Below are 14,094 nucleotides of genomic sequence, written 5' to 3' on the forward strand. Positions count from 1 at the left end.
GAGGGGGAAGTGACATGCGGGACGCCCATCGGGCGGAAGCCGAACGGCTGTTGGTGCGGGCCGTCGAGGAGGAGGTGCGGCGTTCGGGCGGGCGGGTCGACGGGGTCGTGCTGCTGTCGCGGGCCCGCGGATCGCTGGACGGGATGGCCCAGTCGGCCGCGGAGGAGTACGAGGCGTACACGCGCGCGCTGGACGAGGCGCAGGCGGGGCAGCTCACCTTCGGGCAGCGGTACGCGAAGGAGGCGTCAGGAACTCCCCTGCTGGTGGCGGCGGTTGCCGCCGTCGCCGCAGCCGTCGCCGACCTCGCGCTCGGCACCGGCGCGGGCACCGCGCTGGGCGCGGGTGTGGTCGTGGGGGTCGTGGGCGCGGCGGCGACCGTGGTGAAGGTGGCCGGCTCGCATCTGCCGGCCGCCCACCACCGGGCGGGCGCGTTCGGCCAGCCGGGCGGCCCCGAGCAGTTGCGGCTCCAGTGGCTGACCGCCCTGGAGGTGCGGGGCATCCGGCCCTTCCTCGACCAGCAGCGGGTGCTGAGCGCGTCCACCGGCCCGAAGAAGGCGGGCGGTCCGCGACTGCGCGGCGCGGACAAGAGCGCGGCGGCCCGCGGCCGGAGTGTGCTGGAGCAGTCCTTCGGCCAACTCCCGGAGCGGATGTCCGAGTTCGCGGACCGCCGTACCGAGATGGGGCGGATCCGGCAGTGGGTGCAGGCCTCGCGTGCGGCCACCGAGACCCGGCCGACGGTGGTCGTGCTGCACGGGCCGCCCGGCAGCGGCCGTACGGCACTCGCGGTCCGCGCGGCACACGACCTGAAGGACTACTTCCGTGGCGCGTGTGTCGTGGACCTGCGCGGCGACAGCTCCGAGGAGTCCCCGCTGTCGACCCGGGACGCGCTGCTGCACCTGCTGAACCGGCTCGGCGCGCCGCGTGAGCAACTGCTGTTCCGTGAGCGTTCCTCGCCTGACCAGCAGGTCAAGCGGTTGAGCGAGCTGTACCACCAGCATCTGACCGGGCTGGCGGTGACGATCGTGCTGGACGACGCCTCGGACCCCGAGCAGGTCCGTGTGCTGGTCCCGGAGCGTTCCGACAGCCTGGTCCTGGTCACCGCGCGCGGGCCGCTCGACCTGCCGGAGTCCCTCGCCGCGCAGGTGCACCAGCTGCCGGTGGCCGCCCTGGACGCGGCGGGCGCCGAGGAGCTCCTGGGCGCGGCGGCACAGTCCGAGACCGGCCCGTACGATGCCCAGTCGGCTGATCTGATCAGGGAGTTGTGCGGCGGTCTGCCGTTGGCGCTGCGTATCGCGGGGTCCTCGCTCGGTCCGCGCTCGCCCCGCCAACTGGCCACGGATCTCGGCGCGTACGGCCCGGTCGAACCGATCGAACGGGTCCTGTGGCTGCGTTACACCGACCAGTCGGAGCCGGCCCGTCGGCTGCTGCGCCGGCTCGCGCTCGCCGGACGGGCCTCCCTCGGCGCCGCTGCGGCGGCCGCGCTGCTGGCCACCGACGAGACGGAGGCGACCCGGCATCTGGTCGCGCTGGCCCGCGCGGGCCTGATCGACAACGTGCGCGGCAGCCGGTACCGCGTCCACGACGTGGTGCGGGCGTTCGCCCAGGCCAGGCTCCTGGACGAGGAGGAGGCGGCCGAGCGCACGGCCGCACAGGAACGTCTCATCGTCAACTACGCCGACCTCGCCGACTCCGTGCTGCGCCTGGTGGACGGCAACATGTCGACCCGCTCGGACCGTTTCAGCCCGCACGGCTTCACCTCCCTCGACGAGGCGCTGCGCTGGCTGGACGACGAGTCGAGCTTCATCACGGCGGCGCTGCGGCACGCGGAGGGCGTGAACCAGGGGGCGGTCCTGAACCTCCTGGGCGCGCTGTGCGACTACTGCCTGCTGCGCGGTGACCTCTACCGACTGGGTGAGATCAGCGAGTTGGCGCAGGCGGTGGACCAGGGTCTGCTGGTCCGTTCGGTGCAGTGGCGCACCGGTATCGCCGCCCGTCAGCTGGGCGAACTGGACAAGGCCCGCACCACGCTGACCTCGGTGGTCGATCTGTACATGGAGGCCCATCACGACGCGGGTGCCGCGCGGGCCCTGTGCTCGCTGGGCATCACGCTGCACCACCAGGGCCAGTTGACGGAGGCGGCGGCGAGGCTGGAGGAGGCCCTGCGGCTCCAGTCCGTCCCGGAGCTGGCCACCGACCGGGCCTGGACGATGCACGCCCTGGCGGCGGTGGAACGGGACCGCGGCCGGGTCGCCGAGTCCCTGGACCTGCTCACCCGCTCCCTGGTCCTGCACCGCGCCGGCGAGTCCGTCCACGGCGAGGCGTGGGCGCACTTCCAGCTCGGCCAGCTGAGCCTGCGGATGGGCGACGTACCGCGCGCGGAGTCGGAACTGCGGACCGCCCTCGACCTGTACGGCCGTACCCGCGACGGCCGCGGCGAGGCGTGGGCGCTGACCCAGCTGGCCCGGGCCCGGCTGGTGGCCGGTGACCCCTCGGCGGCGGTGGACGGTCTGCGCCAGGCGGCCTCCCGGCACCGCGACAACGAGGACGCGCGCGGGGAGGCGTGGACCGTGTACTACCTGGGGCAGGCGCTGGAGGAGACGGGCAACCTGGACCTCGCGGTCCGGGAACTGGAACGTTCCCGCACGATGTTCTCGCGCATCCGGGACGTCTACGGCCTGGCCTGCGCCCGCCACCACTCGGCCCGTGCCACCCGTGACCAGCGCGCCGCCCAGACCGGCTCGTTGCGCAACTCGGGCTTCGCCCGCCAGCTCCTGGTCGACGCCCGCGCCGACTTCCAGCGCATCGGTGTCGCCCACGGCGAGGCGTGGACCTGCCTGGAACTCGCGGTCGTCGACGCGGGCAACGGCCGTACGCCACAGGCCCTGGCCCTGTGCGAGGAGGCCACGGCGCTCTTCACCTCGTACGGCGACCGGCGCGGCGAGGACTGGGCCCGCTTCCTGCGCTGCACGCTGCTGCCGTATGCGGCGCCGGGCGGGGTGGAGGTGGGCTCGGCGGTGGCGGCGGAGGAACTCGCGACCCTCGCCCGCGACGGCCACCCCACCCGCGACGGCAAGCTGGACGAGTACGTCGAGGCTTATTCCCTGTTGCTGGAACGAGGCGTGAACCTGGAGACGGGCTGGCAGGCCTGGCGCCTGGGAATGGTCCCGAACCGGCATGCCCGGGAAGTGATGGGGGTGGCGACGACGGCTGCGCCGCAGTGACGGCCGCTTCGCGAAAGGGTGCGGGGGTGGGGTGCGGGGGCGTCCGGGTTGGGCGGGCGAGGCTGGGGGCGTGCGAGCCCGGACGGGACACGGGGGCGGCCGGAGCGCCTCGCCTGCGACCGGCACCCGCGGGTCTGTGCGCCGCCCAGCGACAGGTGGCCAGAGGTGCGGCGAGGTGCCGGCCGGCAGCCCCTCGCTGCTCCGCTGGTCGCACCGGAGGACGGGCCGGACGCGCAGGTCAGCAGGCGTCGTACTTCCAGTCGCCGCCCTCACGTGTCCACGGCTGTGCCTGCTGGTCGAACTTCGGCAGCCCCTGCACCTTGTACGAGACCCGGCCCATGTCCCCGGAGACGGTCGCGCGCACGTCCGTCGCCGGGTGGTCGGGCCCGTAGTCCTTCGCGGACTGCTCCGCCGTCGCCTCGAACGAGGCCGGGTCCGCCTTGGCCTTGCAGCGCTTCGACAGGAAGACGTACGCGGGCTCGCCCTCACCTGCGAAGTACAGAGACGTGTACGTGCTCGCGACGCGCGCCAGGTCCTCCTCGATGTTGGCCAGCGACTCAGCGGTGTCGGTCGGCACGGAGACGGTGGCGGAGGCACGCGGACTCGGATCGGCGCTGTCATCGCTGTCGTCGCTGCTGGACGAGCAGGCGGCGAGCGCGAGGAGCGCGGCGGCGATGACCCCGAGCGTGGCAGTGGTGCGCAAGGTTCCCCCATGGTGGTGTGACTGAGGGGGCATCGTGCCATGGGTGAGTCGCCCTCACCCGGGGAGGCGGGCTGGGCCCTGGTCGTGCCCACGCCCGCCGTGCCGCTCACGTTGGTGCTCACCCTCGTGGAGTTGGCAAGCACCTACAGCCCTGGGGCCGGTCGACCAAGGGCCCGAAGGGTTGGCCGACGGCCCGTCCAGGGCCGAGATCTCCAGGTATCAGTACCTAGTCACCCTTCCGGGAATCCTGGCCACGAGCCTCCGAGCTCGAGTTACTGCTGGTCGTGGCGCCGACCTCGGCATCCGCCGATTCCTCGAACTTGACCTTGTTCATGTGCTTGCTCATGGACTTCATCAGGGCCCACACCGCCAGGGCCATCGCCGCGAAGACGATGAAGCCGAGGACGCCAGGGGTGACCTTGTCCTCGTCGACCTCCTTGGCGAAGGTCAGGACGTGCGTCATTGCCAGGCTTGCGCTTGCGCTCATGTCAGGCATTGTCGCGGATGCCCGCAAAGAGGTCGTCCTCGGGGAGGGAGGTATCGACGAGGGACTTCGCCAGCTCGTACTCCTCCGTCGGCCAGACCTCCTTCTGGAGGTCCAGCGGCACCCTGAACCAGCCGCCGTCGGGGTCGATCTGGGTGGCGTGCGCGATCAGGGCCTTGTCGCGGATCTCGAAGAACTCCGCGCACGGGATGTGCGTGGTCAGCGTCCGGTCCCGCATCGGCGAGTCCTCCCAGCGCTTGAGCCAGTCCCCGTACGGCGACTCCAGCCCGCGCTCCAGCAGGGCGTTGTGCAGGGCCTCGGTGCGGGGGCGGTTGAAGCCCTGGTTGTAGTACAGCTTCTGCGGCTGGTAGGCCGGGCCGAACTCGGCCTCCGGGTACTTCTCGGTGTCCGCCGCACCCTCGAACGCCACCATCGAGATCTTGTGGGTCATGATGTGGTCGGGGTGCGGGTAGCCGCCGTTCTCGTCGTAGGTGGTGATCACCTGGGGACGGAAGGAGCGGATCTGCTTCACCAGCTCGCCGGCCGCCCGGTCGACGTCCTCCAGGGCGAAGCAGCCCTCGGGCAGCGGCGGCAGCGGGTCGCCCTCGGGCAGGCCGGAGTCGACGAAGCCGAGCCACTCCTGCTGGACGCCGAGGATCTCGCGGGCCTCGTCCATCTCCTTCTTGCGTACCTCGTGGATGTGCTCCTCGATGTACTTGTCGCCCTGGAGCTTGGGGTTGAGGATGGAGCCGCGCTCCCCGCCCGTGCAGGTCACGACCAGCACGTCCACCCCCTCGGACACGTACTTCGCCATGGTGGCCGCGCCCTTGCTCGACTCGTCGTCGGGGTGGGCGTGCACGGCCATCAGTCGCAGCTGGTCAGTCAAGACTCAATCCTCGTAGTCGGCGCCCCCGGTGTCTTCGGGTGCGAACGGCGGCTTCTATAGTGACCGAATCGGGGGGCGTTTCATTCCACGGTCTCGGTTTACCAGGAGACGATCATGAGCACGGCGAGCACTCAGCTGCCCGAGGGCCGCTACGGCCGCTCCTCGGACGAGCGCGCCGACCACAAGCTCAGGATCGCCGGTGCCGTGCTCGGCACCCTCGTTCTCGTCCTGATCGGTTACTTCGCGTATCACTACGTGGGCCAGAACAAGATCAGCGGCGAGGTGATCGCCTTCGACGCGAAGAAGACCGCGGTCCAGGTGCATCTGGAGGTCCGCAAGGACTCCGGCGCCTCCGGGTACTGTACGGTCCGCTCCCAGGCGGCCGACGGCTCCGAGGTGGGCCGGGCCGACTTCCGCTTCAGCGGTGACGCCACCCGCATCGACCGGCTCGTCACACTCCGTACGACGGCACCCGGCACCACGGCCGAGCTGCTGGGCTGTCACGCCGACTGACGTCGCTCCCCGTACTCGCCCCTGAGCTGCGTCGACGTATTTCTGTGGGCTTATGTCCTCCCCCTTCGGCCCCTGAATTGTTAGGCTCGTGGTTTCGCCCATCCGTGAAGGAACATTCTTCTGGGTAGGGCGATGCTTTGTATTCCCAGTACCTACGAGGAGCACCTGTGACCCAGACCAGCGAAGACGTCACCTGGCTTACGCAGGAGGCGTACACCAAGCTCAAGGAAGAGCTGGCGTACCTGTCTGGTCCCGCGCGCGAGGAAGTGACCGCGAAGATCGCGGCCGCGCGCGAGGAGGGCGACCTGCGCGAGAACGGCGGGTACCACGCGGCCAAGGAAGAGCAGGGCAAGCAGGAGCTCCGCATCCGCCAGCTGACCCAGCTCCTGGAGAAGGCCAAGGTCGGCGAGGCTCCGGCGTCCGCGGACGGCACCGTGGCGCCCGGCATGGTCGTGACCATCGCCTTCGACGGTGACGAGGACGACACCATGACCTTCCTGCTCGCCTCCCGTGAGTACGCGAGCGCGGACGTCGAGACCTACTCGCCGCAGTCCCCGCTCGGCTCCGGTGTGATCGGCCATCGGGTCGGTGAGGACGCGGAGTACGAGCTGCCGAACGGCAAGAAGGCTTCCGTCACCATCCTGAAGGCCGAGCCCTACAGCGGCTGACCCGGCCGCCCCACCGCCCTTGACCGGCCCCCGGCGCCCTTACGGCGCCGGGGGCCGTGTCATGGGCTCAGCCGTGCGCCCGGCGGTACTTGCGGACCGCCAGCGTGCGGAAGACCAGGATGATCACGACCGACCAGATCAGCGAGGCCCACACGGGGTGCTGCATGGGCCAGGCGTCGGAGGCCTGGAAGCCCGGCGGGAGGTTGCCGAACAGCTCGCGGCAGGCCTGCACGGTGGCGCTGAACGGGTTCCACTCCGCGATGTGTCTCAGGAACGTCGGCATCTGGTTGGCGTCCACGAAGGCGTTCGAGATGAACGTCAGCGGGAACAGCCAGATCAGACCGCCTGAGGTCGCGGCCTCGGGGGTGCGCACGGAGAGGCCGATGAGCGCGCCGATCCAGGAGAAGGCGTATCCGAGCAGCAGGAGCAGAGCGAATCCGGCGAGGACCTTGCCGAAGTTCTCGTGGGTGCGCCAGCCGACGAGCAGGGCGACGAGCGCGAGGACGACGAGGGTGAGCGCCGTCTGGGCGAGGTCGGCGATGGTCCGGCCGGTGAGTACCGCGCCCCGGGTCATGGGCAGGGAGCGGAACCGGTCGATGAGGCCCTTGTGCATGTCGTCGGCGATGCCCGCGCCCGCGCCCGCCGTGGCGAAGGTGACGGTCTGGGCGAAGATGCCGGCCATCAGGAACTCGCGGTAGGCCTGGGTGGAGGTGGACGAGCCGACCTGGATCGAGCCGCCGAAGACGTAGGTGAACAGCACCACGAACATGATCGGCTGGATCAGGCCGAAGATGATCATCTCGGGGATCCGGCTCATGCGGATCAGATTTCTGCGGGTGATCACCAGGGAATCGCTCACGGCGCTCACTTGGCGCTCTCCTTCTTGTCGCTCTCCTCGCCCTTGGCCTCGGCCACGTGTCCCGTCAGGGACAGGAACACGTCGTCGAGGGTGGGCCGGCGCAGTCCGATGTCGTCGATCTCGATACCGCGGGCGTCGAGCTCACGGATGACCTCGGCGAGCAGTTTGGCGCCGCCGGTCACCGGGACGGTGAGCTTGCGCATGTGGTCCTCGACGGTGGTCTCCCCCTTGCCGAAGCCGCGCAGGATCTCCGCGGCGGACTGGATGTGCTCGCGTTCGTGCACCACGACCTCGACGCGCTCTCCGCCGGTGCGGGCCTTGAGCTCGTCGGAGGTGCCCTGGGCGATGACCCGGCCGTGGTCCACCACGGCGACGTCATGGGCGAGGTGGTCGGCCTCTTCCAGGTACTGGGTGGTCAGCAGGAGGGTCGTACCGCCGGAGACCAGCTGCTTGATGACCTCCCACAGCATTTGTCGGTTGCGCGGGTCGAGGCCGGTCGTGGGCTCGTCCATGAACATCACGGGCGGCGAGACGACCAGGGCGGCGGCGAGGTCGAGCCGGCGGCGCATGCCGCCGGAGTAGGTCTTGGTGGGGCGGTCGGCCGCGTCGGCGAGGTCGAACTGTTCCAGCAGCTCGGTCGCGCGTGCCTTCGCCGCCTTGGCCTTCATCTGGTAGAGCTGGCCGACCATCTGGAGGTTCTCGCGGCCGGTGAGGTATTCGTCGACCGCCGCGAACTGGCCGGAGAGGCCGATGGAGCGGCGGACGGCGTCGGGTTGCTGCTGCACGTCGAGGCCCGCGACGACCGCGCGGCCGCTGTCGGGTTTGAGCAGGGTGGTCAGACAGCGGACGGTCGTCGTCTTGCCGGCGCCGTTCGGTCCGAGGAGGCCCAGGACGGTGCCCTCCGGGACATCGAGGTCGACGCCGTCCAGAGCCTTTACGTCACCGAAGGTCTTGACCAGGCCTTCGGCGTAGATGGCGCCAGGCATATGAGTCTCCACGTCGTCGGGGAATCTGGGGAAAGCCTAGGGAGGCGCGACTGCGTCCGCCTTTCCTTTTCGCACACACCATAACGCGATGTATCGCGTCTCTCAATGGACTTTCCCGAACGAGTGAACCCCGACGCCGGGGACCTGGCCCAGGACCTGGTCGGTGACCTGGCCGGGAACCTGGCCGGTGACCTCAGTCGATGACGAGGTAGCCCGCCTCGCGCAGGGCGCGTCCGACCTCGACGCAGTGCTCCGGCCCCTTGGTCTCCAGGTGCAGCTCGACCTCCGCCTCCGCGAGTCCGAGCCGTGGATCGGTCCGGACGTGGCTCACGTCGAGGACGTTGGCGTCGACCGCCGACAGCACCCCGAGCAGCGTCGCGAGGGCACCCGGCCGGTCGGTGAGGCGGAGCCGCACGGCCAGGTAGCGGCCCTGCGCGGCCATGCCGTGGCGCAGGACGCGCTGGAGCAGGACGGGGTCGACATTGCCGCCGGACAGCACCGCGACAACCGGTCCCTCGAAGGCGCCGGGGTCGCTCAGCAGGGCCGCGACCGGGCTCGCCCCGGCCGGCTCGACGACCAGCTTGGCCCGCTCCAGACACAGCAGCAGCGCGGCGGACAGCTCGTCCTCCGACACCGTGCGGACCTCGTCCACCAGCGCGTCCACGATCCCGAACGGCACGTCACCGGGCCGTCCGACCTTCATGCCGTCCGCCATCGTCGCCGGATTCTCGATCGCCACCGGGCGCCCGGCCGCCAGCGAGGGCGGATACGCGGCCGCGCCCGCCGCCTGCACGCCCACGATCCGCACATCGGGCCTCAGGGCCTTCACGGCGATCGCCACCCCGGCCGCGAGTCCGCCGCCGCCGATACCGAGGACGATCGTGCGCACCTCGGGGCACTGCTCCAGGATCTCCAGGCCGACCGTGCCCTGGCCCGCGATGACGTCAGGGTGGTCGAAGGGGTGGATGAACACCGCGCCCGTCTCGGCCGCGTACTCCTGGGCGGCGGTCAGCGTCTCGTCGACCACCTGGCCGTGCAGCCGCACCTCGGCGCCGTAGTCCCTGGTCGCGCTGACCTTAGGCAGCGGGGCGCCCTTCGGCATGAACACCGTGGAGCGCACGCCGAGCAGCGCGGAGGCCAGCGCGACGCCCTGCGCGTGGTTCCCGGCGCTCGCGGCCACGACACCCGCGGCCCGCTCCTCGGGCAGCAGCCCGGCGATCCGCACGTAGGCGCCGCGGAGTTTGAACGACCCCGTGCGCTGGAGGTTCTCGCACTTGAAGTGCACCGGCGCGCCCACCAGCTGGCTCAGATGGCGGCTGCCCTCCATGGCGGTCGTCCGCGCCACGCCCGACAACATCTTCTGCGCGCCTCGCACGTCGTCGAGTGTCACCGGCGGCACGGAGCGGGCCTTGCGGTAGTTCATGACTCAAGTCTCGCAGTTCACACGTGCGGACTCGCGCTGTGACCAACGTCCGAGACGGGTTTGCGCAGCGCTGGTACGGCTTGCCTCCGAGCCGCGTACTCTGTCCCCCAATCCAGCTCCCCCTTCATGAAGTGAGCCTCCGGCCATGCCCACAACACCTGAAATGTCGATGGACATGACGACCGTCGGTGACACCGGTCTCCTCGACACGCTCCAGCACGAGGTGGCGCTCTTCGCCCGTCGTGCCGAACAGACCCGGCTCGGCGGGGTGGGGCAGGTGCGCAACTCCATGGACCGGGCCGCATACCTGCTGCTCAACCGGCTCGACAAGGAAGGCCCGATGGGCGTCAAGGCCCTCGCGGCGAGCATGGGGATCGACTCGTCGACCGTCACCCGGCAGGTGGCCCCGCTCGTCGACACCGGGCTGGTCAAGCGCACCTCGCACCCCGAGGACGGACGCGCGGTGGTCCTTCAGCTGTCCCCGCGCGGACAGTCCCGGCTGGAGGAAGTGCGCTCCTCGCGGCGTCAGTTGATGGCCGAGCTGACACACGACTGGGCACCGGAGGAGCGCGAGGCGTTCTGCACGCTCCTCACGCGCTTCAACACGGCGCTCTCCTCCCGGATGGCCGCCCAGGACGTCCCGGCACCGGAGGCCCAGTCGTCCTAGCCCCCCGCACACGCGTGTGCGGCCCCACCTCTTGACCGGACGGCCGTGCCGGGCCTCATATGAGACCGGGGGGCCTTCGAGACCGGGTTCTCGTGGTCGTGCGAAGCCGTCGTACGACCGTCCGCGGCGGCGGGAGGTGCGGTGCGGCAACGGCAGGTGGTCCAGGGCACGCGTCGGGCCAAAGAGTTCGAGGCGTTCGTCGCGGGCGCGTCCGGACGGCTGCTGCACACGGCCACCCTTCTGACGGCGGAGGCCCCGGACGACAACCCGCGCGCGCGACGGCTGCTGACCCTGGCGCTCGCCCACACGTACGCGTGCTGGGACCGGCTGCGCGGCGAGGACCCCTACGACCGGACCCGCCAGGACCTCGCGCTGCGCTACGCGCACGGCGCCTGGCGTCGCCACGGACTGCTGCTCCGCGGCCGTACCCACCCCTCCAGCCCGCTGGCCGGGCTGGCCCCCCAGGAACGTCTGATCGTGGTGCTGCGGCTCTACGAGGGCGTGGCCGAGGAGCAGGCTGCGGCGCTGCTGGGTCTGCCCACGGAACGCGTCAGCACGATCTGCGACCGGGCGACGGCGACCCTTCTGCATCCCCCGCGCGAGGCCGCGCCGACGGTGGTGGGCGCGAAGGCGAAGGTGGCGGCGTCATGAGACACGGGCTCCTGGGGCACGCGCTCCCGACAAACGCGCTCCCCGCACACCCGCTCCTTGCACACCCGGAACGCCCGGGGAGGCGCGCGTGAACCGGGGCCAGCGGGAGGCCGCCGTGCGGCAGCTCATGGAGCGGGCGACGCCACAGGTGCCGCCGGACCTCCACGGGGACGCCGTACGGCGTGGGACGCGCATGCTGCGGCGCAGGGTCGTGGCGCGCCGGCTCATGTGGCTGGCGCTGTTCGCTGCAGGTGTGGCGTTCACGGTGTGGGCGCTGACCGCGCGCCCGTGGGTGGAGCCGCCGTCCACGACGACTCCACCGATGACGGGCTGGTGAGCCCGGGCCGCTGCTGTTCCTACTTGGTCAGCGCCTGCTGGAGGTCCTCCAGCAGGTCGTCGACGTTCTCGATGCCCACGGACAGGCGCACCAGGTCGGCGGGCACCTCCAGGGCCGAGCCCGCCACGGACGCGTGCGTCATCCGGCCCGGGTGCTCGATCAGCGACTCGACGCCGCCCAGGGACTCGCCCAGGGTGAAGATCTTCGCGCGGTTGCAGACCTCGACGGCCGCCTCCTCGCCGCCCTCCACCCGGAAGGAGACCATGCCGCCGAAGGAACGCATCTGCTTGGCGGCGACCTCGTGGCCGGGGTGGTCCTCCAGGCCCGGGTAGAGGACCTGCGTCACGCGCGCGTGCCGGGTGAGCATGTCGGCGACCTTGGTGGCGTTCTCGCTGTGCCGGTCCATGCGCACCGACAGCGTCTTGGCGCCGCGCAGCACCAGCCAGGAGTCGAAGGGCCCGGCGACCGCGCCCATCGCGTTCTGGTGGTACGCCAGTTCCTCGCCGAGCGTCTCGTCGGCGGTGACGAGCGCACCGCCGACGACGTCGGAGTGGCCGCCCATGTACTTGGTCAGGGAGTGCACGACGACGTCGGCGCCCAGCGACAGCGGCTGCTGGAGGTAGGGCGTGGCGAAGGTGTTGTCGACGACGAGCTTCGCGCCCGCGTCCCGGGAGACCTGGGCGACGGCGGCGATGTCGGTGATGCCGAGCAGCGGGTTGGAGGGGGTCTCCACCCACACGGCCTTGGTCTTCGGGGTGATCGCGGCCCGTACGGCGGCCGGGTCGCTGGTGTCGGCGACCGACCACTCGACACCCCACCGGGCGACGACCTTGGCGAACAGCCGGAAGGTGCCGCCGTACGCGTCGTTGGGGATGACCACGTGGTCGCCGGGGCTGAGCAGCGTACGCAGCAGGCAGTCCTCGGCAGCCAGTCCGGACGCGAACGCGAGGCCCCGGCGGCCGCCCTCGAGGGCGGCGAGGTTCTCCTCCAGGGCGGTGCGCGTCGGGTTGGCGCTACGGCTGTACTCGTAGCCACCACGCAGACCGCCGACGCCGTCCTGCTTGTAGGTCGAGACCTGGTAGATCGGAGGGACCACCGCGCCGGTGAGGGGGTCCGCGGTGTTGCCCGCGTGAATGGCGAGGGTCTCGAAGTGCTGACTGATGTGCGTGTCGCTCATGGGCTCCGAGGGTAGTCCGCTCGCGAGGCGGATGACGGACACCGAGGTCGGGGCGGTCGTACGGCAGGGTTTTCCCCCGGCGTCGGGGCGGAGGGATTCCCGAGCGGGCGTGCGGTGTTGCACGGCGGGATGTGCGGCCGCGGGGCGTTCGGGCCGCGGGGTGTGCGGGTCCCCGGGCGTATGGGCTCCGGGCCGGTGCTGCACGGTGGGGTGTTCGGGCTGTTCGGGGCGGTTTTCCCCAGGGTGCGGGTGCCGGTGCGGGAGTTTTCCACAGGCCGCCGACCGGGTTGGGCAATTGTCGGTGGCGTCTGGAACCCTTGAGGCATGGAAATTCTCTGGGTCCTGATGGCGGTGGTCCTGCTGGGCTTCGTGCTGCTCCCGTTCCTGCGGCGCAGGCGAGGCGGCATCGAGCAGGTCCCGGCGGGCCACCCGGACGCCGCGGACCCGGCGGACTACGGCTTCGTGCTGCAGGAGGAGCTGGACGTCCGCATGCCCGGCCCCGACCAGGACCTGCTGGACGTCCTGGACCTGGTGCAGCGCACCCAGGACTACAAGGCGGCCTCCCAGCTGCTGGCCGGCACCGAGCGGGAGGGCGAGCAGCGCTGGCAGCGGGTGCAGGCCTTCGCCGGTGCCGCCTCGCTGGAGTTGCAGCAGCGGCCGGGCGGGGTGAGCGAGGCGCCGGGCGGCCAGTGGCTGCGGGTGTGGCGGGCCGAGCAGCCCAAGGACGCGGGCGGCGCGGCCGTGCACGCGGAGTTCCTGGTGCAGCAGGCGTGGCGCACGTCGACGCCGGGCACCGACGACTTCCGGATCATCATGGAGGAGGCGAAGGCGGCCTGCGGTGCGGCGGCGCTCCTGGCTCCCGGCGATCCGGTGCCGTACATCGTGGAGCTGTCCGTCGCACGCGGACTGGCCTACTCCCAGGCGGAGTTCGAACAGCTGTGGCTGAAGATCCTGGACCGGGCGCCGACCCACATGGGAGCGCATCTGGCCGCGCTGCACTACTGGTGCGAGAAGTGGCACGGCTCGCGGGAGCAGGCGTACGGCTTCGCGGAGGCGGCGGCAGCCCGTGCCCCGCGGGGTTCGTTGCTGGCCGCGATGCCGCTGTTCGCGGTCTTCGAGCACCTGCCGGAGGTGAACCTGGTCAGCGGCTTCTATCAGAGCGAGGTCGTCACCAAGGCGATCCACGGCGCGCTGCACGCGGTGCACTCGGCCCGCGCGGACGACCCGATGCTGGCTCATGTGCGGCATCTGCTGCTGTTCTTCCTGGTGCGCGGTGAGCGCTGGGCGGAGGCGATGAGTCAGCTCGTGCACATCGACGGCCATGTCGGCGCGCTGCCCTGGACCCTGTCCGCGGACCCGGCCGCCGAGTTCGCGATATACCGGGCCCTGGCGGTGGCGGGGTACGAGGCCAACGGCGGCAGTCCGGCGACGCTCGCGCAGTGACGCCGTAGGCGCCCTCCCGGGAGGGCCACGCGCCCTCCCGTGGGCCTGTCTTGCCTGATGGCGGGCCGGTCGGCCA

Annotated in this window: 14 protein-coding genes; 7 read left to right on the forward strand and 7 right to left on the reverse strand. The window is 71.2% G+C overall.

What is annotated here, in order from left to right; all coding sequences use genetic code 11:
* Nucleotides 1-14: 14 nt before the first annotated feature.
* Nucleotides 15-3,221 (forward strand): tetratricopeptide repeat protein, encoded by a 3,207-nt coding sequence (locus H295_RS0118855; protein ID WP_020136895.1) that lies wholly within the window; start codon nt 15-17, stop codon nt 3,219-3,221.
* 238 nt (nt 3,222-3,459) lie between these two features.
* On the opposite strand, the gene H295_RS47545 is transcribed toward H295_RS0118855, so the two are convergent.
* The 3 genes from H295_RS47545 to mca all read right to left on the reverse strand — a co-directional run bounded on the left by H295_RS47545 (nt 3,460) and on the right by mca (nt 5,273).
* A complete protein-coding gene (locus tag H295_RS47545) occupies nt 3,460-3,924 on the reverse strand; it encodes a hypothetical protein (RefSeq protein ID WP_020136896.1) in 465 nt (154 codons plus the stop codon).
* 226 nt (nt 3,925-4,150) lie between these two features.
* On the reverse strand, nt 4,151-4,420 hold the full coding sequence (locus H295_RS0118865; protein WP_078616688.1) for a hypothetical protein: 270 nt from the start codon (nt 4,418-4,420) through the stop codon (nt 4,151-4,153).
* Complete coding sequence (gene mca, locus H295_RS0118870; protein WP_020136898.1) at nt 4,413-5,273, reverse strand: mycothiol conjugate amidase Mca; 861 nt, start codon at nt 5,271-5,273, stop codon at nt 4,413-4,415. Before mca ends, H295_RS0118865 begins: the two co-directional genes overlap by 8 nt.
* A gap of 135 nt (nt 5,274-5,408) precedes the next feature.
* Here mca and H295_RS0118875 point away from each other — a divergent pair, with 135 nt between their 5' ends.
* Together H295_RS0118875 and greA are read left to right on the forward strand one after the other, a co-directional pair.
* Complete coding sequence (locus H295_RS0118875) at nt 5,409-5,807, forward strand: DUF4307 domain-containing protein (protein ID WP_020136899.1); 399 nt, start codon at nt 5,409-5,411, stop codon at nt 5,805-5,807.
* A 167-nt stretch (nt 5,808-5,974) separates the two neighbouring features.
* Complete coding sequence (gene greA / locus H295_RS0118880; protein ID WP_020136900.1) at nt 5,975-6,475, forward strand: transcription elongation factor GreA; 501 nt, start codon at nt 5,975-5,977, stop codon at nt 6,473-6,475.
* A gap of 67 nt (nt 6,476-6,542) precedes the next feature.
* On the opposite strand, the gene H295_RS0118885 is transcribed toward greA, so the two are convergent.
* The 3 genes from H295_RS0118885 to ilvA form a co-directional block, all read right to left on the reverse strand.
* Nucleotides 6,543-7,343, reverse strand: coding sequence for an ABC transporter permease (locus tag H295_RS0118885; RefSeq protein ID WP_020136901.1), 801 nt, complete (start codon nt 7,341-7,343; stop codon nt 6,543-6,545).
* A complete protein-coding gene (locus tag H295_RS0118890) occupies nt 7,340-8,320 on the reverse strand; it encodes a daunorubicin resistance protein DrrA family ABC transporter ATP-binding protein (protein ID WP_020136902.1) in 981 nt (326 codons plus the stop codon). The genes H295_RS0118885 and H295_RS0118890 overlap by 4 nt, the downstream gene beginning before the upstream one ends.
* Before the next feature lie 193 nt (nt 8,321-8,513).
* Entirely contained in the window at nt 8,514-9,743 is a 1,230-nt protein-coding gene (gene ilvA, locus H295_RS0118900; protein WP_020136903.1) for a threonine ammonia-lyase, read from the reverse strand.
* 163 nt (nt 9,744-9,906) lie between these two features.
* Between ilvA and H295_RS0118905 the strand changes: the two genes are divergently transcribed.
* The 3 genes from H295_RS0118905 to H295_RS0118915 all read left to right on the forward strand — a co-directional run bounded on the left by H295_RS0118905 (nt 9,907) and on the right by H295_RS0118915 (nt 11,398).
* Nucleotides 9,907-10,410 carry a MarR family winged helix-turn-helix transcriptional regulator gene (locus tag H295_RS0118905; protein WP_020136904.1) on the forward strand — a complete coding sequence of 168 codons (504 nt, stop codon included), beginning with the start codon at nt 9,907-9,909 and terminating at the stop codon, nt 10,408-10,410.
* Nucleotides 10,411-10,551: 141 nt separating this feature from the next.
* Entirely contained in the window at nt 10,552-11,061 is a 510-nt protein-coding gene (locus H295_RS0118910) for a sigma factor-like helix-turn-helix DNA-binding protein (protein WP_020136905.1), read from the forward strand.
* A gap of 88 nt (nt 11,062-11,149) precedes the next feature.
* Nucleotides 11,150-11,398 (forward strand): hypothetical protein, encoded by a 249-nt coding sequence (locus tag H295_RS0118915; RefSeq protein WP_020136906.1) that lies wholly within the window; start codon nt 11,150-11,152, stop codon nt 11,396-11,398.
* A gap of 19 nt (nt 11,399-11,417) precedes the next feature.
* Here H295_RS0118915 and H295_RS0118920 read toward each other — a convergent pair whose 3' ends face one another.
* Complete coding sequence (locus H295_RS0118920; protein WP_020136907.1) at nt 11,418-12,575, reverse strand: cystathionine gamma-synthase; 1,158 nt, start codon at nt 12,573-12,575, stop codon at nt 11,418-11,420.
* Nucleotides 12,576-12,899: 324 nt separating this feature from the next.
* Between H295_RS0118920 and H295_RS0118925 the strand changes: the two genes are divergently transcribed.
* Nucleotides 12,900-14,018, forward strand: coding sequence for a hypothetical protein (locus H295_RS0118925; RefSeq protein ID WP_020136908.1), 1,119 nt, complete (start codon nt 12,900-12,902; stop codon nt 14,016-14,018).
* The last annotated feature ends 76 nt before the right edge of the window (nt 14,019-14,094 follow it).

Source organism: Streptomyces sp. 351MFTsu5.1 (genome assembly GCF_000383655.1).
Taxonomy (GTDB): domain Bacteria; phylum Actinomycetota; class Actinomycetes; order Streptomycetales; family Streptomycetaceae; genus Streptomyces; species Streptomyces griseorubiginosus.

Bases quoted from the DNA above. Each gene is read 5' to 3' on its own strand.
- ilvA (WP_020136903.1), bottom strand. From the start codon at position 9,743: ATGAACTACCGCAAGGCCCGCTCCGTGCCGCCGGTGACACTCGACGAC.
- H295_RS0118875 (WP_020136899.1), top strand. From the start codon at position 5,409: ATGAGCACGGCGAGCACTCAGCTGCCCGAGGGCCGCTACGGCCGCTCC.
- H295_RS0118905 (WP_020136904.1), top strand. From the start codon at position 9,907: ATGTCGATGGACATGACGACCGTCGGTGACACCGGTCTCCTCGACACG.
- H295_RS0118855 (WP_020136895.1), top strand. From the start codon at position 15: ATGCGGGACGCCCATCGGGCGGAAGCCGAACGGCTGTTGGTGCGGGCC.
- H295_RS0118865 (WP_078616688.1), bottom strand. From the start codon at position 4,420: ATGCCTGACATGAGCGCAAGCGCAAGCCTGGCAATGACGCACGTCCTG.
- H295_RS0118925 (WP_020136908.1), top strand. From the start codon at position 12,900: ATGGAAATTCTCTGGGTCCTGATGGCGGTGGTCCTGCTGGGCTTCGTG.
- H295_RS0118920 (WP_020136907.1), bottom strand. From the start codon at position 12,575: ATGAGCGACACGCACATCAGTCAGCACTTCGAGACCCTCGCCATTCAC.
- H295_RS0118890 (WP_020136902.1), bottom strand. From the start codon at position 8,320: ATGCCTGGCGCCATCTACGCCGAAGGCCTGGTCAAGACCTTCGGTGAC.
- mca (WP_020136898.1), bottom strand. From the start codon at position 5,273: ATGGCCGTGCACGCCCACCCCGACGACGAGTCGAGCAAGGGCGCGGCC.